Genomic DNA, 15966 nt, shown 5'->3' on the forward strand with positions numbered 1-15966 from the left:
TGTGATTTATATGATGATGAAAGACTAAAAAACAACCAATAATTTTATCAAAAAAGATAAATTATAAAACACTAAAGTTGATTTCATTACAAACAATATCTCGGTGATATTGAATATTCTGAGACTATAATCTAATTGTTAACATCTTCAGACTATTCTAATTTTCAATAGCACAACTTTGTACTTTTCACGGTTATCCACTACTATTATTGATTGTTTTATATTAGAGACAGAAAACCTGAAAGTTGAATATATTCCATAAAAATTTTATCGACTGGGACTATCATGCAAACATCAACCATCTTAAGAATAGCCAGACCAACCGATAACTTAAATCAGGTTGCCGACATGTACTGCCAAGGTTTAGGGTTTATTATTTTAGGTCGATTCGAAAATCATGAAAACTTTGATGGCATCATATTAGGACATCCAGATCATCCCTGGCATCTCGAATTTACACATCATCATGGCACAACAGTAGGCAGAGCACCCACACAAGATAATTTACTGGCCTTCTATATATCAGACCATTCAGAGTGGTTACATCAAATATCGTTAATGGAAACCGCCGGTTTTATCACTGTTCCTTCTTACAATCCATACTGGGATGTTAATGGTAAAACATTTGAAGATATTGATGGTTATCGGGTTGTGTTACAAAACACAGTATCCCCTGTTTAACTTTAAGCATACTTGCCTGATAACCAACCCACACCTACCTTGTTTTACATTGTGAAATAACATGATCAAAACTCAGCTATTGACACTGAGTTTTGATATACTCCTGCAAATATTTAGTTTGCTTTTCATTCTCAACAATCATTCTTCGGAGATCGAAATAATCTTGTTCAGCTGCCGGGTTAAATCGTGGGGTTCCTGCATTGCCCATGCTGCCGGAGGAACCGGTTTCGCTTTGATTACAGATTGCCGCGATACGCAACCGGAGGCGGCCAGCGGCAACATCACCACGAAGAGTATCAATTTCAGATTTGGCATTGGCAAGTTCCTTTGTATATTGATTATCCAGTTCAGACAGGAGCTTTATCCTCTCCTGCTGACTGGCGATTTCATTCTGTTGCTCCAGTAACTCGCTCTGTAGCTGGACTGTCGTATCAAGCTGTTTAGTGTACTTACCGTAATAGTGATGAGCCACCAACGAGACAAGAACCAGTGCAACGAAGGTGTAACCGTGTGAGTTAAACTTCATCATATCGCCCTACAAAAGTGAAAAGGCCTTATCAATGACCTCGTTGTTATAGGGCTGACTACCATTCTCTACGGTAATAATGGCCTTAATCAGTTTTGTCATAAATGCCTGATTAAACACATCAACAACCTGGTCGCAGGTAACATCGGTGTCTTTACACACACGATTAACATAACCATCAGTATTATTCTCATTAGGGGGAGCCCAGCGTGAAATGATCCCCTTCACTGTTTTTAGACCATATTTCCTATTGTAATTATGTAAAATTTTAATCATTGCCCGAATACCATATTCAGGACTGACAAACTGACAAAAAGCGTTATCGGTACGCTGTGATCCAGGAACCAAGCCTTGCCAGTCATCACCCCAACGAATATTGCCGGGGTTATTGTTTCGTATGCCTCTGCTCATCATTTACTCCTTTTACTTATTGCCTGTTTTGTTATTAACCACTTTTCTTAAGATCTGACCGAAATAGTCAGTTCCCAGATAACCAATAATGACACTGCCGATGTAAGCCAAATCCGTGCTCATACCAAAGAAATCCAGCACATCACGGATAAACCAAGCAATCATGGCGCACATGATGGCATCCATAATTGTCGTCCAGAACTTACCTCCGTTATATCTCCCCCTGAGATAAGCCATTGCAGCAGCCAGTGCCGCACCTATACCTTGCTCTTTGACTGACAGCAGCCATAACCATAGCTGCATCCAAATGTCAGGCTGTTTATCCATGTATTTCATCCTTTCCTCCCATTGATACAATGGGAATCCACAGGCTGCCGTGTAGCCTTAAATTTGAGTTAATAGGAATACTGCGAAATCAGTAGAATAAGAAAAGGCCACACATAGCGCAGCCTTAAATTTTGTAAGGTGATTACTTACATTTAGTATAATTCCGTGCTCATCAACAAACACCGGTTGTGTATCATTATGTATTAGGGAATAATAATTAACAGATATATAATTTAATTAATGCATGAACTATTCCAAATAAATAATATCATCCCTGACAACCATTATTAATCCTTCTATAAAAACCTAATTTGAAATTTATTTTTTAATTTTCCGATATCGTATCCTTAAATAAAAAGGCAAGGCTGACTATCATGCCTTTAATATAAATTCCTTTAATACACGATAAACCTCTTCAGGTTGTTCAAGTATCCCTAAATGGGTCCTGGAATTTTCTAATCGCTTAACCTGGAAGAATGAGTGCTCAGAGGAAAATTTTTTCTGCTGAAGTAAATAATTATCACTTCTGTCCAAAGAATAAATATGAATACATTGATGCCCTCCGGAAAAAATTTTCAATCGTTCTAAAGGAGAACCGAATCTATTATATGCTCCAGTTATCGCCTTTCCGGCGGCTTCCCACACAGGGAAATCCACTTGTGACATTTCTTTAATTAAATGATCCATAATGATTTTATTATTTTCTCCCCCCATCCAAAAATTAAATAAAGAATCTCTTGCTGAAGTCCAATTTTCAGGATCCTGAATATCGCTGATTGACTGAAAAAATGCAGGATCAGGGTTAGTCATAATCCAATCAAGAAATACGAGTGCAGATACTCTCTCTGGCATTATCTCTGCTATATCGGTAGCAATCCAACTGGCATGAGCAACCGAAACCAGTATAAGCTGTTCTATTTTTAATGAATTAATGAAAGAAACAATATCATTTAACAATATCTCTGGCGTTAGTGGCGATGCCGATTGTGAGGACAACCCATGATTACGCCAATCCAAGCTAATCACTCTGAAAGTTTCCACAGCCAACGCTTCAAATGGAATAAAAACCGTTTTAGGTTCACACCATCCAGGAAGCAATAACAATGTTATTGGACCAATTCCATTGTCATTGTAATCTATTGTTATATTATTGCAGTGAAATTGACTCATAATCTTATCCTCAGCAAAGAGATGATAAATACCATTCTAGGTTTTTGTTTCAGTATTGTATGCAATTTACACATCACATGATAACAAAAAATGAATTTATTTAATAAAGCAGATTAGACTAATAAGCGCAACGTTGTTAATCCAGAATAAAACACCATTCACACTTTCACTGATGAATTTTGAAGAACTTTGGACAGAGGCTTACCACAATTGAAAAATACACAGATTGGAATGGCAACCTGGCAGTGCCATAGATGGGAAGTCAACATGAATATCTTAAGGTCATTGCCCTACGTATTAATAAATTTAACAGGATATTTTGGATTTTCCAAGATGACAGGAATCCTCCACATACAAATGTGGCTAAATATTTTAAGGGTGAAAAAGTCAAATATAGCAAAGCAATAGAAATATCAGGAAACAACAGAGGAGGAAGAGAAAAGATATTAACTGCATTTCCAGACCCAGAGGATATTAAGCTTATCATGACTTAATATAGAATTCGGCATCAGGTATTGTCACAATAATTATTCTTATCCCATCTATGATTAAATGGATTTAATAGAATATTATCAGAGAAATTATTAAATTTTTAATATTAAATGTAAGAATATAAAGATAGTAATTTATACAATGTATTATTGTATAAATATTTAATATTGAAAATCAATTAGATGACACATTAGATAATATAAACAAAAAAATATCCCGTAAAATTATTCAACATAATTGAATTGAATAACTCAAGAGATTAACTACTCAAGTTTATAGACACTCCGGATAACAAGGTAAAGGAGATAATTGTACTATAATCCTTTTTCCTGCCACGATTCGTTGTTGGCTCTTTGCCTGTACTCCTCGTTTCCCATCCCAACGTAAGCGGGTTCTTAAAAATAACTCATCATGGGAAAACTGTGGATTTAAACGCATAGAAAAAGTGAGAGGTAACATATCCAGGCGATAATTCATCTCACCCGCTGTCAATACCTTGCCTTCAACAACAGCAAGCAATGACAGTTCAAAATTTGCTGTTCTGGTCAGAGAAATTGGCATGGTTACATTCCCCTCAATCAGAGGTGATGCGTCATTCCTGATTACCTTACTGACACACCCAGTAATCAGCAAACACTGCAATACCAGCCCTATTTTGGTCATAACAGGCTGATTCTACGTTGTGATAACGGGGTATGCTGACCATCCAACAAGCGCTGTAATGCTGTCTCATGTTCAAGCTCTATTACAAGACCTCTACTCAATACCACAGAAAGCGGCTCATGAATATTTTGCGGTACATGCCCAGGTATAACCCGGCGGCCACAACAAAGATTGTCATTCTCATGGGATACGTTTGTTAAATGAATAGGTAATGAATTATCAATTTTCATACTCGCATTCCCAGAGAGTTACTCAGTTGAGAATCAGTCGGAATTTGAGCCTGCAATAACTCCTGCCAAAACTCCGCATGATCCAACATACTCGAAAGGCTCTCCTCAAAAGCAACCAAATTCAGCCGACTGGCTGACATTTGTCGATAAAGCTGTACCATCTGAGTTGATTCATCAAAACCAAAGTGAAGATCAAACTGATACCAATGACGATTAAAACTGGCTAATTGACGGAAAATTCCTTCCCCAACAGCAGTGATATCAGCAACATCTACCTGTAAAACGAGTTGGTCACGTTCAGGAATTAAGATCAAAGAGAGGTTAAGATGCTCATCAAAACAGAGAGCAGCCACACCTTCATGATTTAAAGCTAAGTTTGGCAAGCCAAATTTGGCAGCAAATTCAGCCAAAACTTGGTTGATGATAACTATCACATCCATGGATTACTCCCGCAGAGAAGGAAATCAGGTAAACTTGAAGTTACCGCGCGGTTAAGCAAACGGGTTACTCCCGCAGAAAAGGGAGTTAGTTTACTACCATCATCTTTTATGCCTCTGTCACTCAAAGGCAATTCTTTTAATAAAAAGGTCACTATGGTGATTGTAAACCAAGTGCCAGATCATCGGTGAAATGCTTTTTCTGTAACGCATTCTGCTCTATAAAATGTCCTGCGAAGATGACTATTTCAAGTGAATACTGTCATGAGATAGGTTCTCTTGGCCATCTTAATTTTATACTAACCTTGGTAAATCAAAGTCCTGACCAAAAAACCAAAGCGTTATTAACAATTTGAGCGCCCTTTTCTGGGCGCTCATACTTACAATATCAACGTTTATCGGCTACCAGGATTACACCACACCAGCCGCCGCACGCCATGCCTGATTATGGCTCTGAGAGAGTTGTTGCAACAACTGCAAAACATCTTTCATAAAGTTGTTATTCAATGATATCTGCTCTTCACTCTTTTGTTTTTCATGCTGAGCAACAGACGCATCGACTTCATATTCCTTGGCTTTGGCCTGAGAAAGCCCCTGTCTTACTTGCACCGAATTATCGGACATCTTTCCTAAAGAATTCACTACTGAACTAAAGAGCTGCTGCTTGCTATTGCGATTCTCAAAAAGCCGAGAGAGAGATTTCAAGGTATTCTCATCAGCAAGCTGTTCTTTGCCCCATATTTGACTAAATTCAGCACGCTTCTCCTCCCCACTCAGACCTTTCTGTTGCAGCTTAATGTCGACCAATTCCTTACGGCCAGCAATATTATTTTCCAACATCTTCTGCTGCTTAACCGACTTACTGTTTTTAAAAGCAGAGAAACTGCCTACCAACCCTGAACCAAGAGTCATCACACCTGAAACAACAGCCATAGCAATCATCAACTTAGCGCCATGACGCATCTCATCCACTTGTGACTTCTGAGCATCAATAGTCGCTCTATTTTCGGTATCACGCTGCAAGATACCCAATTCACGCATCTTCTTGGCAATCTCAAAAAGTAGCGACAGCATATCCAGTGTATTACTCAATTCTTGCTTGACATTACCTAACCGGCTAAGATCAAGGCCCTGCTTCGGTGTAATCAAGTCAACTTTATCCATACGCGCAGCTTTTTCCAGCTGTTGGATAGCTGCTTCATGTGTTGTTGTCACCGAACTTTTATCAGTCACAATATCAACACTGTTATTGACATTGATCACCTGATGACTACTGACATTATTAATAGTTTCCATCTTTTTACTCCCTAAATTTCGTGCGGTCGGCTGGCAAGATTATTTATCATGTCACCTTTGGCATTGAGCATCTGGAAAACCATTTCCATTACATGTTGGAAAGATTCCACCATCTGGGACAGCTCCTCTTTAAGCTTATCCATAACAGCCTGGAATGCCGTCAACTCACTACGTGAAAGTTGCACATCTGCTTGTCGATTAGCCGACTTAGCCTGGAGCGCAGAATTGGCAGTTTGAGCACCACCATTCGCTAGATCAACAACCACGTCACTCACCTGCATACCCACTTTCACGCTACGAGCCATGGCATTAGTTGCTGTACCAGCGAATTTTGCAGAAAACTCTGCCGCCTTTACTGCTAGCTTAGACGCTACCTCAACCGCCGCCTTAGCCGCTACCTCAACAACTTTACTGCCAACCTTAGATGCCACTTCAGCCACTATTTTGCCCATCTTAGCACCCATCTTGGCTATCATTCCTACTGCTGAGCCACCAAAACTGACCGCTGCTGCTGCCACAGCCATTGTAACCTCAATCGCAGTCATCACTGGTCCCAGCCACTTCATAGTTTCCTTGCTGATTAAACCGTCTTGAGCCGCTTGTTGCAGCCCCTGAGACACCGCGCCCATTACCCCTCCGGCGATCAGCATAGCGCCAGCTACCGCACCGACCCCGGTAGCAACCATGATTGCGCCGATCACAATTGAAGCAATCGCACTGATCCAACCGAAGATTTTGGAGAACAACCCGGATTTCTGCGCCTCTTTGGCAGCGTTTTCAGCTTCTTTGATCTTCTGTTGGTTCTCATCCATTTTCTGCAAGCTTTCCTGGCGTGCCCGCTGGATATCCTGGATCTTGAGATTTGTTTGAGTACGCTCAATATCGCTGGTCAGCTTACCCAGCTCAATTTCGAATTCCTCTGGTGAGGAGAATGCCAGAGAAGCCAACCGCGAAGTTTCTTTCAATTCTGCTGTCAGCTTTGTTGTCAGCCCTGCTGCCAACGTTACTCCTTGCGTAACCGACGCGACCAGACTAGCTATTTTCCCTTGTTGCTGAACATCAAGACGAGTATTACTCACTGCCAATGGTGCCGGTAATGCCACTCCCCGTGTCGTGACTACATTAGGTTGTACATTACCCGCCTGACTAGGCGTAACATGATAATCCTCTTTAAAAGGTGTAGTCGCAGGGATATCACCAACTGGAAAACCGCCCCGTAGTGGATCATTTACGATCAGATTCATCTTCCTGAGTCCTTTTTATTGTGATGGCTTCTAACATTGCGCTAGAACAGGCAGCTAAAGCAGCCTGTTCCGGCAAAGCTGCCGCTAACTGTTGAGCCGAGTAGAAGCCACTCTCAGCCTCATCAAGCTCTCCTAATTGCAGGAGGCATTCGGCAGCATGAAATGGAAAACGAGGCTCATTAATATCAAGCATCGCTCCATAACTATAACTTTGGATCGCCTGTTCCAATTGTCCCATTGCCTGACGACATGCACCCAATCCAAGAAAAAACCGGGAGTCATAATGATCCAACATGCATAAGGCTTGGAATATCTTATGCGCATCCTGCCATTTACCTGATTGGTACTGGTTAAACGCTAATGAATAAAGCTGCTCCAGCGTATCACTGGAGACATCCTTCAACATGGCAAGGGTACCGCCGTCATGAAGAAAGGACTCCAACTCTTGTGCATACTGGTCAGAAGTGGTAGATGTTTCTTGGTGCTCCATAATTATTCCTTAAATTGCGCCGAGAATATTGCGCATAATGCTGTCATATTTCTGGATAAAACGGTTTAACGCTTCAATAGCAGCGTTGTAGCGAGAGCTAACATCATTTAAACGCGTGGTTTTTTCCTGGACAGTATTGTTTAGTGGATTTACACGATCGTTGACCGAAGTAGAAAAGTTGGCCAGTTTGTTATTATCCTTGTCATATTCATATGATGTCTTCAGATCTGTCATAGCTCCACTTTGTTTTTTAGAGCTTTCTAAAAAGTCCTTAATGGAGAGGTTTGGTGATCCATTAGATATCTTGATTAGCAACTTATATTCAGCACTCTTCTTAAAAGTGCCCTGATCACTAAAACCATATTTCTCATGGTCCAGCAGGTTGAAGGATTTACCATCATTAATCTTGAGAGTCTCATTAGCTGCTAATTTCGCATTAATCTCCGACTGAATAACACTGTAAACCTTTAGCTCCGCAGTCAATGCAGCTAGTTCATCACGCAACTCGAGTCGTTTTTTATCATGACCTAACATGACAGAGGTAAATACTTCAGTGACATCATCATCAAGACGATCCGGAGTCAAATTAAAATGAACCGCAGCCAAGAAATCCCTTAATGTCCAGTCAGTCTTTAATGTCGGATTATTCAAGAAGGATTTAAGATTTTCGATCCCATTTTTTATTTGGCTATCAAAGTGACCACCCTTAACAACCGCATCTGCTGGCAAGAAATAGGCAATCAGCTTTTTCAACAGCTTTTCATCGTCAGTAATAACCTTGCTCCCACCCGAATCATATTTCGCTTCAATCTTAATCCTCTTATCGAGAATAAGCTTAACCAAACTATCAAGCTCAGAAGATCCAGAACCTTGTAGTCTATCCAGCGAAACCTTCTCCAGATCTGCTAAGAAAAGCTGTGGGTCATTTTGATATGGCCTAATTTCCATCTTTAAATCCTTATACAATAATGCCACGCATACGAGGTGGACGGCGAAGACGCTTTCCCTCTTCCAAAGAGTGAGGATGGTTGCTTCGTAAGCGATTAACTTCTGTCAGCAGCTCCTGCTCGGCATCCTGCACCAAAGAAGTATCAGCATGACCAAACAGCGCTGTACCTACATTTGGGTTGATGCCAAGAGACTGCCACATCTCCTGTAGCAATTGCAGTCTGTGATCACTGTCCTTAATGGCTTCCTCAGCTGCTTGCAGTACTTTGGCATTGGGTTCCTCTTGCATCAGTGACTCCTATAATAAAGACAGATATTGATTTTTCCTGTCAAAGTTGGACTTTTTTTTGTTGTTTTCTCATCTGATGTAACGAGATAACGCGACTGGCTTCTAACTCGAACCAGCCAGGTGCTACCTCACTCGCCCCTGTCCAACGGCAATAAAAGCGGGACAAGCGTTCATCATTAAGAGGTGAGTCAGCCAAGGTATTAACTTGACCATAAAGCCGACTACCCACTCCAAGCACTTCTATAGCGGCTGCTGCCAACAGATAAAGGGGAGCAAATGGATTAGCAAGCCCCCGGCGCTGCCGGGTACGACGTAACATGACAATCCAAACTCTCGGTGCATCATAACGCCAGGCAATTTCACAGCCTTCACACCACACACGCCAGCCAAGAGGAATTGAACTATTCCCCATACAGTGAGGCTGCACCGAATAACCCCGCGCCTCAAACCAAGGAGTAAGTGGATCATGATTCATAGACAAACCCTACCAAGAGGCTGAATATTGATCTGTTGAGTTAGCTCCTGATACGAGAGCACCGGCAAACCGTGGTGATCACCTTCAATTAACTTGCGCACATAGCGACGAATATCCATTGATACGATCAACACAGGCTTATTTTGCATCTGCGTTAAATCGCCTACCGTTTTTTTCATCTGTTCAAGGAAACTTTGCGTCACCGCCGGGTCCAGCGCCAAATAACTCCCTGCGCTCGTCTGACGAATACCACCCCGGATCTGCTCTTCTACCTGCTGATCCAACAGATAAGCGGGCAGGATGTTGTTACCGTTAGCATACTTATAACAAATATAACGCTTGAGGCTACTGCGAATATATTCCGTCAACTGCACCACATCTTTCTCCTTTTGCCCCCATACCACCATGGCTTCAAGAATCGCGCGTGTATTACGAATAGAGATATCTTCTCCCACCAACCGTTGCAGTATTTCAGTCATCCGTTGCAATGGGATGATGCGCATGGCCTCCTTGACCAATTCACCGTAGCTGCCTTCCATCTGCTCCAGAAGATAGCGGGTTTCCTGCACACCAATAAAATCTTCAGCATACTCCCGCAACACATGTGACAAATGCCAGGTGATCACCTGAGACATCGACAAAACCGCCATTCCAGACTTAGCTAAACGTTCCTGATGTACTTCGGCTACCCACAAAGTAGGCTGATTAGGCAACAGAGGCTCTCCTTCCTCATAAGGGATAGCCAACAATTCCAACTGACTAACTGGTTCCTGCACCAGCAGATGCTCTGAACGCAGCCGACCACGGGCGACGGGTACCTCTTGTAGCTGGATCAAGTACTCTCCCTGCTTCATACCTTCATTAAAGCGTAAGTGGATACCTGGAAAGGGTACTCCCAAATCCAGATAGAGCGCGCGCCGTACCCGTATTAATTCATCGTTAAGCGAAATGGCTTCCAACTCAGCCTGTAATCCGGCATCCACATCAATAAGTAAAGGAACCGTCATCGCGAATTCCTCTTTCTCACCGAGTTTCCCGCCTTTGGCTTTACTGCCAACCTTAGGCTTAGATTTGGCTGCCGGGGCACCTGCTCCTTGGGCTAACAGGCTGGGAAGATCAGCTTGCTGACTAACGTTGGCTTGCCGCTGACGCTGGAACAGAAAATAACCTCCACCGGTCACCACCAGCGCAAGCATAAAAAAGATTAATGTCGGGAATCCGGGAATAAGGCCAAACAACACCAATAAAACACCACCAATCAGTAGCGCCTTTGGTTGAGCAACGATCTGTTCACCAATCTCATTACCCAAATCTGAGGAGTCTTCCGACGAAACCCGGGTAACAATGATACCCGCCGTGATGGCAATCAGCAGGGCTGGCACCTGAGAAACCATGCCATCACCTACGGTCAAAATGGCATAGAGCTGCAATGCATCAGACGCTGACATCCCTTTCTGGGTGACGCCTATGGTTATCCCCCCCAGAATGTTGACAAAGATGATAAGGAGACTGGCGATAGCATCACCCTTAACAAATTTCATCGCACCATCCATCGAACCAAACATCTGGCTCTCTTTCTCGATAATGCTGCGCCTCTCCCTGGCTTCATGGACATCGATGACTCCGGCACGCATATCTCCATCGATGCTCATCTGCTTACCAGGCATGGCATCAAGGGAAAAACGCGCGCTAACCTCAGCCACACGCTCTGAACCTTTGGTGATGACGATAAATTGTACGATGGTAATGATCAAAAAGATCACTATCCCCACGATCAGGTTTCCACCAACCACAAAATTACCAAAGGTATAAACAATCTTCCCGGCGTCAGCCTGCAAGAGGATCATCCGGGTGGTACTGATTGAAAGCGCCAGACGAAACAGGGTCGTTACCAGCAATACCGCAGGGAAAGCGGAAAACTGCAAGGGGGAGTTTATATAAACCGCCATCATCATTAGTACGACAGAGATGGTTATATTAATGGCGATAAGAATGTCCAGCAGGAAAGGAGGAAGTGGCAGAATCATCATGAAGACAACTGCCAGCAATAATATTGCCAGCATAATATCTTTGCGCTCGCCGATCCGGCTTAATAACTCAAGCCCGCGATTCATAGCACGGTCCCTTGAGAGAGATAACGCTGATAAGCGCTGCGTGCTTCTTCCAGGTTCCCTTCCTGTTGGCAGGCGCGGCTGACGCAAAGCCAAAGAGCTTCACTTTGTTCCCCCTGATCCCGTAAGAGAGCGCAATGTTCTTTTGCCACGCTCCCCTGTTGCAGTTTAAGTAATGAAACCACCAAAGCACGGCGTCCTTCCTGATGTTCAGGATGTAAAGCCAGCAATGCATCCAATAAAATACGGGCTCGGTCAGGGTGACCGTACTGGAGTTGAAGCCAGCCGAGCAGCAGCAAAGCACTTTGCTGTTTAGAACTAAGAGTCATGGTTATACCTTGTGCAACAGGTGCAGGGCCATCTGCAACAACTGTTCATCTTGATTCATCTTTTCCAGCAGGGAGACAGCATGCTGTACCCTGATGTCATCACCTTGTTGCAAGGTTGCACGCAAGCTACTGACAGCCTGACGGAAGTCATGGGGACGTAACAGAGAGTGAAACCCATCTTGTGGGCAAGCAAAGGCCAACAAAGCCTGATCAGCTTTATTGGCTGGATAAAGACGTGCAGAGTGAGTCTCAACGGATTGACCATCGGGCAATAACGCATAGCGATCAGGCAAGCCAACCCCTATCTCTTCCCGGCTGATCGCCGTCAGTTGCTCAATTCCTATATGGGCGGAGGCAATTCTACTCACGAAGCGAGCACCTCACGCTGTACTCTTAGCAAGGAGCGAAATGCCTGATGCAGCAAAGGCAACGTGATATGCCGTTCATCTAATGTCACAAACAACAACAGGCGGTCTTCCCCCAGCCAGCCACAACGCAAGGGCAGTTCTGGCCCCTGACCGCTAAAGGTGAGTAACATCGCCTTAACCATCGCGTCTCTCCCCTGATGCCAGGGAATTTCACGGGCCAGCCAAAGCGTTAATGATCCACCATAGCGCTCAATCTGTAACGTGCCAGAATATTCAAAATCGATTTGGATCAAGGGACTGGAAGCATCAGACATCTCCATACCCAAATCCTGACAAAACTGGAGCAATTGTGGCTCTATCCAGTTCATGATGCTCCCTCTCCTGACCACAATTCGTCTTCTTCCCTTTCAATTGCTGTATCAAGCGCCAGTTGACAAGAATTAAGCAGGTTTTGCCGCTGCTCTTCATCACTGAAAACTTCCACCGGAATCAATCGAATCAATCGCTTCAACTCCCGGTAGAAATGAATTTGAGTTTGGCTATTCTGCAATTCCAAAGCATGACCGAGCATTTCAACATCCCGCACATTGGCCCAGCGTTTCTCAATCAGAGAAACAACATCACCCATAAGGTCAGAAGGCTCGTATGCCATGATTTTCCCCCTTTACCACGCTTTGCCATAACTGCTCAACCTGAACCGACAAGCTGTTAAGCAGACGGAGCTTATGCATGTCACTCATCACACGTTCCAGCTTAATAGGATCAAGTTGTCGCGGTTGGCTGTCCAGATCAGCGCTCAGGGCTTTCATGATGAATCCTGTCACTTCCATCAGGGAGCTGCTCTTGAAATTGGCCTGGATATCTCGCCAGGCCGCTGACAGCCCTTGATAATCCATAACGGCATCACGATAGATGTTACGCAATGCCTGCAAATTACCAACTCCATCTCTGGCTGCTGCCGTGGCATCAGGCGTAATGCGGGCGCCTAACTCGATAGCAATACCTTGCTCTTGCGCTAAACGTGATAACTCCTGTTCAACCAATGTCAATATGGCCCGTGCCTCTGGCCTGCCGGCCAACGCATCACGGGCCTGACTCAACGCATAGAATTGTTCACTCACCTCTCCAGAGAAACTTTCCAGATAAGCCTGCAACTGAGCGATATTAGTCAGCTGACTGCTATTTAAATGAGAGATCAACGCCTTAACCTTTTGTTGACGCTCCAGATCCGGCACTTTCTGCAAGTATTCACCCACCAAAGTCTCAATTTCCCTCACCCTGGCATGTCCATCGCTAACTTTACGTCTGGAAAGCGGCATATCCTTGCGTTCCGAAAATGCAAAAGTAAGCTCTTCGGCTGCATCAGCAAAAGACTGGGATGCAGTAACCAGTACCACTTTCTCTCCCTGAAACTGACCGACCCTGGCCTGCTCCTGTTGTGCTGTAATCCCGGCATCAGGTTCTGACAAAGTTACCGAATGAAGATGATTCTGGATAATATCCATAGCCTATCCTGTCATATCAGAGTTAATAATGGACAAATTATAAAGATACCGTCCCGGTGCCTATGCCAAAATCAGTCGTGAATTTTTAGGCAAACTAAACCATTTTCTAAAAACTCCCGACTCAGGTTGCAATCCCTTACCCTTTCCCTTCTTTATAGTACTCGCAGCAGAGGTTATATAAACGATTATGAAGCTTTCCCTTGACCATATTCCCGGCCAAATGAGCCACGCTATTAATGAATGTCGACTAATTCAGATTCGCGGCAGGGTTACTCAAGTCACGGGTACATTACTTAAGGCTGTCATCCCCGGTGTGCGGATAGGTGAACTTTGTCATTTACGCAATCCCGACAATACGCTATCCCTCCTGGCAGAGGTGATTGGGTTCCAACAACACCAAGCCCTGTTGACACCACTTGGCGAAATGTTTGGCATCTCTTCAAATACTGAAGTGAGTCCAACCGGAGCCATGCATCAGGTTGGCGTAGGTGATTACCTGTTAGGACAAATCCTTGACGGACTGGGTAATCCATTTTCCGGCGGACAGTTGCCGGAACCACAAGCTTTGTATCCGGTTTATCGGGATGCTCCGGCCCCCATGAGCCGTAAACGGATTGAGCACCCGCTCTCACTCGGCGTGCGGGCTATTGACGGCTTGCTAACCTGTGGTGAAGGTCAGCGTATGGGAATTTTTGCCGCTGCGGGCGGTGGCAAAAGTACGCTGTTATCTACGTTAATTCGTAACGCCGAAGTTGATGTTACTGTGCTGGCACTCATCGGTGAACGTGGCCGCGAAGTGCGGGAATTTATCGAATCGGATCTGGGTGAAGAAGGGCTGAAACGTTCAGTACTGGTAGTCGCTACCTCAGATCGCCCAGCGATGGAGAGGGCTAAGGCAGGATTTGTGGCGACCTCAATCGCTGAATACTTCCGTGATCAAGGCAAACGTGTACTCCTGCTGATGGATTCCGTGACCCGTTTCGCCCGCGCGCAACGAGAAATAGGTCTGGCTGCCGGCGAACCGCCAACCCGACGAGGTTACCCACCGTCAGTCTTCGCGGCGTTACCACGGTTAATGGAACGTGCAGGTCAATCTGACAAAGGATCAATTACCGCCCTTTACACTGTATTGGTGGAAGGGGATGACATGACAGAACCCGTAGCGGATGAGACCCGCTCGATCCTTGATGGTCACATTATTTTGTCACGCAAGCTGGCTGCGGCTAACCATTATCCAGCTATTGATGTGTTACGTTCCGCCAGCAGGGTGATGAACCAGATTATCACTCCTGAACACCAGGCTCAGGCGGGTCTGTTACGTCATTGGCTGGCTAAATATGAAGAAGTTGAGCTGTTGTTACAGATCGGAGAATACAAGAAGGGGCAAGATCCCGTTGCCGACAATGCCATTGCACACATTGAAGCAATACGTAGCTGGTTGCGCCAAGGCACTCATGAAACAAGTGATTTGCCGCAAACTTTAGCGCTCTTACAGCAGATAACGAAACAATGATTGGCCGTTTACAACGCATAAAAGCACTACGTGTTGAACGCGTTGAACGACATTTGTCCCTGCAACAAATGAAACTTCAAACGGCTCATCAACACCATCAACAGGCCTTGCAAACCTTGCAAGATTACTGTCAATGGCGAATAGCAGAAGAGCAACGTCTTTTTGAACTGTGTCAAGGCCAACCCATTGACCGCAAAGGCCTTGAGCGCTGGCAACAACAAATTGCCCTGTTGCGAGAAAATGAAGCGCTGCTGGAAAAGAAAGTCGCTGAAATGACCGAAAAAGTGGAACTGGAACTCCGCCAATTACAAGAGTGTCAACGTGTATTGCACCACGCACGTCAGCAGCAGGAAAAATTTAACGAATTGGGTCGCCAGGAACAAGAAGCGATCCGCGCCCAAAGTGAATACCAGGAAGAGCTGGAACAAGAAGAGTTCCATCGCCAGGAAAGAGTGTAAAAC

At 44.2% G+C, this 15966-nt stretch carries 23 protein-coding genes; 4 read left to right on the forward strand and 19 right to left on the reverse strand.

Features of this window, described 5'->3' with window-relative positions:
- Window positions 1-285 precede the first annotated feature (285 nt).
- On the forward strand, window positions 286-681 hold the full coding sequence (locus LGZ99_RS01580) for a VOC family protein (protein ID WP_021323758.1): 396 nt from the start codon (window positions 286-288) through the stop codon (window positions 679-681).
- Between the two features lie 76 nt (window positions 682-757).
- Here the strand turns inward: LGZ99_RS01580 and LGZ99_RS01585 are convergent, their stop codons facing one another.
- From LGZ99_RS01585 to LGZ99_RS01600, 4 genes are all read right to left on the reverse strand, one after another.
- A complete protein-coding gene (locus tag LGZ99_RS01585) occupies window positions 758-1207 on the reverse strand; it encodes a lysis protein (RefSeq protein WP_021323759.1) in 450 nt (149 codons plus the stop codon).
- 9 nt (window positions 1208-1216) lie between these two features.
- The gene (locus LGZ99_RS01590; protein ID WP_021323760.1) at window positions 1217-1618 is read right to left on the reverse strand and encodes a hypothetical protein; all 402 of its coding nucleotides are present in this window, start codon (window positions 1616-1618) and stop codon (window positions 1217-1219) included.
- 12 nt (window positions 1619-1630) lie between these two features.
- Complete coding sequence (locus LGZ99_RS01595; protein WP_021323761.1) at window positions 1631-1954, reverse strand: phage holin, lambda family; 324 nt, start codon at window positions 1952-1954, stop codon at window positions 1631-1633.
- A 363-nt stretch (window positions 1955-2317) separates the two neighbouring features.
- On the reverse strand, window positions 2318-3115 hold the full coding sequence (locus LGZ99_RS01600; RefSeq protein ID WP_021323762.1) for an alpha/beta hydrolase: 798 nt from the start codon (window positions 3113-3115) through the stop codon (window positions 2318-2320).
- A 254-nt stretch (window positions 3116-3369) separates the two neighbouring features.
- Here LGZ99_RS01600 and LGZ99_RS01605 point away from each other — a divergent pair, with 254 nt between their 5' ends.
- Window positions 3370-3609: a hypothetical protein gene (locus LGZ99_RS01605; protein ID WP_036836868.1), complete on the forward strand. Its 240-nt coding sequence runs from the start codon at window positions 3370-3372 to the stop codon at window positions 3607-3609.
- 271 nt (window positions 3610-3880) lie between these two features.
- Here LGZ99_RS01605 and LGZ99_RS01610 read toward each other — a convergent pair whose 3' ends face one another.
- From LGZ99_RS01610 to sctW, 15 genes are all read right to left on the reverse strand, one after another.
- Window positions 3881-4270, reverse strand: coding sequence for a YscW family type III secretion system pilotin (locus tag LGZ99_RS01610; RefSeq protein ID WP_262978809.1), 390 nt, complete (start codon window positions 4268-4270; stop codon window positions 3881-3883).
- Window positions 4267-4500 (reverse strand): T3SS regulon translocated regulator ExsE family protein, encoded by a 234-nt coding sequence (locus LGZ99_RS01615; protein WP_021323765.1) that lies wholly within the window; start codon window positions 4498-4500, stop codon window positions 4267-4269. The genes LGZ99_RS01610 and LGZ99_RS01615 overlap by 4 nt, the downstream gene beginning before the upstream one ends.
- On the reverse strand, window positions 4497-4940 hold the full coding sequence (locus tag LGZ99_RS01620) for a type III secretion system chaperone (protein WP_262978810.1): 444 nt from the start codon (window positions 4938-4940) through the stop codon (window positions 4497-4499). Before LGZ99_RS01620 ends, LGZ99_RS01615 begins: the two co-directional genes overlap by 4 nt.
- A 408-nt stretch (window positions 4941-5348) precedes the next feature.
- A complete protein-coding gene (locus LGZ99_RS01625; protein ID WP_036836875.1) occupies window positions 5349-6233 on the reverse strand; it encodes a YopD family type III secretion system translocon subunit in 885 nt (294 codons plus the stop codon).
- An 11-nt stretch (window positions 6234-6244) separates the two neighbouring features.
- On the reverse strand, window positions 6245-7477 hold the full coding sequence (sctE, locus tag LGZ99_RS01630) for a type III secretion system translocon subunit SseC family protein (RefSeq protein WP_081858248.1): 1233 nt from the start codon (window positions 7475-7477) through the stop codon (window positions 6245-6247).
- Window positions 7458-7967, reverse strand: coding sequence for a SycD/LcrH family type III secretion system chaperone (locus tag LGZ99_RS01635; RefSeq protein ID WP_036836877.1), 510 nt, complete (start codon window positions 7965-7967; stop codon window positions 7458-7460). The genes sctE and LGZ99_RS01635 overlap by 20 nt, the downstream gene beginning before the upstream one ends.
- A gap of 9 nt (window positions 7968-7976) precedes the next feature.
- Complete coding sequence (locus LGZ99_RS01640) at window positions 7977-8915, reverse strand: virulence-associated V antigen (RefSeq protein WP_036836878.1); 939 nt, start codon at window positions 8913-8915, stop codon at window positions 7977-7979.
- A 10-nt stretch (window positions 8916-8925) separates the two neighbouring features.
- A complete protein-coding gene (locus tag LGZ99_RS01645) occupies window positions 8926-9204 on the reverse strand; it encodes an LcrG family type III secretion system chaperone (RefSeq protein ID WP_021323770.1) in 279 nt (92 codons plus the stop codon).
- Window positions 9205-9244: 40 nt separating this feature from the next.
- Complete coding sequence (locus LGZ99_RS01650; RefSeq protein WP_036836880.1) at window positions 9245-9679, reverse strand: LcrR family type III secretion system chaperone; 435 nt, start codon at window positions 9677-9679, stop codon at window positions 9245-9247.
- The gene (gene sctV / locus LGZ99_RS01655; RefSeq protein ID WP_023045030.1) at window positions 9676-11793 is read right to left on the reverse strand and encodes a type III secretion system export apparatus subunit SctV; all 2118 of its coding nucleotides are present in this window, start codon (window positions 11791-11793) and stop codon (window positions 9676-9678) included. Before sctV ends, LGZ99_RS01650 begins: the two co-directional genes overlap by 4 nt.
- Window positions 11790-12119, reverse strand: coding sequence for a type III secretion system chaperone SctY (gene sctY, locus LGZ99_RS01660; protein ID WP_021323772.1), 330 nt, complete (start codon window positions 12117-12119; stop codon window positions 11790-11792). The genes sctV and sctY overlap by 4 nt, the downstream gene beginning before the upstream one ends.
- 2 nt (window positions 12120-12121) lie before the next feature.
- Window positions 12122-12487 (reverse strand): YscX family type III secretion system protein SctX, encoded by a 366-nt coding sequence (sctX, locus tag LGZ99_RS01665; RefSeq protein ID WP_021323773.1) that lies wholly within the window; start codon window positions 12485-12487, stop codon window positions 12122-12124.
- A complete protein-coding gene (gene sycN / locus LGZ99_RS01670; RefSeq protein WP_021323774.1) occupies window positions 12484-12855 on the reverse strand; it encodes a type III secretion chaperone SycN in 372 nt (123 codons plus the stop codon). Before sycN ends, sctX begins: the two co-directional genes overlap by 4 nt.
- Window positions 12852-13139, reverse strand: a complete 288-nt coding sequence (locus LGZ99_RS01675; protein WP_021323775.1) for a TyeA family type III secretion system gatekeeper subunit — start codon at window positions 13137-13139, stop codon at window positions 12852-12854. The genes sycN and LGZ99_RS01675 overlap by 4 nt, the downstream gene beginning before the upstream one ends.
- Complete coding sequence (gene sctW, locus LGZ99_RS01680) at window positions 13120-13992, reverse strand: type III secretion system gatekeeper subunit SctW (RefSeq protein WP_021323776.1); 873 nt, start codon at window positions 13990-13992, stop codon at window positions 13120-13122. The genes LGZ99_RS01675 and sctW overlap by 20 nt, the downstream gene beginning before the upstream one ends.
- A 187-nt stretch (window positions 13993-14179) precedes the next feature.
- Between sctW and sctN the strand changes: the two genes are divergently transcribed.
- Entirely contained in the window at window positions 14180-15505 is a 1326-nt protein-coding gene (gene sctN, locus LGZ99_RS01685) for a type III secretion system ATPase SctN (protein WP_021323777.1), read from the forward strand.
- Complete coding sequence (locus LGZ99_RS01690; RefSeq protein WP_036836881.1) at window positions 15502-15963, forward strand: type III secretion protein; 462 nt, start codon at window positions 15502-15504, stop codon at window positions 15961-15963. Before sctN ends, LGZ99_RS01690 begins: the two co-directional genes overlap by 4 nt.
- Window positions 15964-15966: the final 3 nt, after the last annotated feature.

The sequence above is a fragment of the Photorhabdus temperata genome (assembly GCF_025384845.1).
GTDB lineage: Bacteria > Pseudomonadota > Gammaproteobacteria > Enterobacterales > Enterobacteriaceae > Photorhabdus > Photorhabdus temperata.

Coding starts and splice junctions, on each gene's coding strand:
- LGZ99_RS01580 (WP_021323758.1), top strand. CDS start 286: ATGCAAACATCAACCATCTTAAGAATAGCCAGACCAACCGATAACTTA.
- LGZ99_RS01585 (WP_021323759.1), bottom strand. CDS start 1,207: ATGAAGTTTAACTCACACGGTTACACCTTCGTTGCACTGGTTCTTGTC.
- LGZ99_RS01590 (WP_021323760.1), bottom strand. CDS start 1,618: ATGAGCAGAGGCATACGAAACAATAACCCCGGCAATATTCGTTGGGGT.
- LGZ99_RS01595 (WP_021323761.1), bottom strand. CDS start 1,954: ATGAAATACATGGATAAACAGCCTGACATTTGGATGCAGCTATGGTTA.
- LGZ99_RS01600 (WP_021323762.1), bottom strand. CDS start 3,115: ATGAGTCAATTTCACTGCAATAATATAACAATAGATTACAATGACAAT.
- LGZ99_RS01605 (WP_036836868.1), top strand. CDS start 3,370: ATGGGAAGTCAACATGAATATCTTAAGGTCATTGCCCTACGTATTAAT.
- LGZ99_RS01610 (WP_262978809.1), bottom strand. CDS start 4,270: ATGACCAAAATAGGGCTGGTATTGCAGTGTTTGCTGATTACTGGGTGT.
- LGZ99_RS01615 (WP_021323765.1), bottom strand. CDS start 4,500: ATGAAAATTGATAATTCATTACCTATTCATTTAACAAACGTATCCCAT.
- LGZ99_RS01620 (WP_262978810.1), bottom strand. CDS start 4,940: ATGGATGTGATAGTTATCATCAACCAAGTTTTGGCTGAATTTGCTGCC.
- LGZ99_RS01625 (WP_036836875.1), bottom strand. CDS start 6,233: ATGGAAACTATTAATAATGTCAGTAGTCATCAGGTGATCAATGTCAAT.
- sctE (WP_081858248.1), bottom strand. CDS start 7,477: ATGAATCTGATCGTAAATGATCCACTACGGGGCGGTTTTCCAGTTGGT.
- LGZ99_RS01635 (WP_036836877.1), bottom strand. CDS start 7,967: ATGGAGCACCAAGAAACATCTACCACTTCTGACCAGTATGCACAAGAG.
- LGZ99_RS01640 (WP_036836878.1), bottom strand. CDS start 8,915: ATGGAAATTAGGCCATATCAAAATGACCCACAGCTTTTCTTAGCAGAT.
- LGZ99_RS01645 (WP_021323770.1), bottom strand. CDS start 9,204: ATGCAAGAGGAACCCAATGCCAAAGTACTGCAAGCAGCTGAGGAAGCC.
- LGZ99_RS01650 (WP_036836880.1), bottom strand. CDS start 9,679: ATGAATCATGATCCACTTACTCCTTGGTTTGAGGCGCGGGGTTATTCG.
- sctV (WP_023045030.1), bottom strand. CDS start 11,793: ATGAATCGCGGGCTTGAGTTATTAAGCCGGATCGGCGAGCGCAAAGAT.
- sctY (WP_021323772.1), bottom strand. CDS start 12,119: ATGACTCTTAGTTCTAAACAGCAAAGTGCTTTGCTGCTGCTCGGCTGG.
- sycN (WP_021323774.1), bottom strand. CDS start 12,855: ATGAACTGGATAGAGCCACAATTGCTCCAGTTTTGTCAGGATTTGGGT.
- LGZ99_RS01675 (WP_021323775.1), bottom strand. CDS start 13,139: ATGGCATACGAGCCTTCTGACCTTATGGGTGATGTTGTTTCTCTGATT.
- sctW (WP_021323776.1), bottom strand. CDS start 13,992: ATGGATATTATCCAGAATCATCTTCATTCGGTAACTTTGTCAGAACCT.
- sctN (WP_021323777.1), top strand. CDS start 14,180: ATGAAGCTTTCCCTTGACCATATTCCCGGCCAAATGAGCCACGCTATT.
- LGZ99_RS01690 (WP_036836881.1), top strand. CDS start 15,502: ATGATTGGCCGTTTACAACGCATAAAAGCACTACGTGTTGAACGCGTT.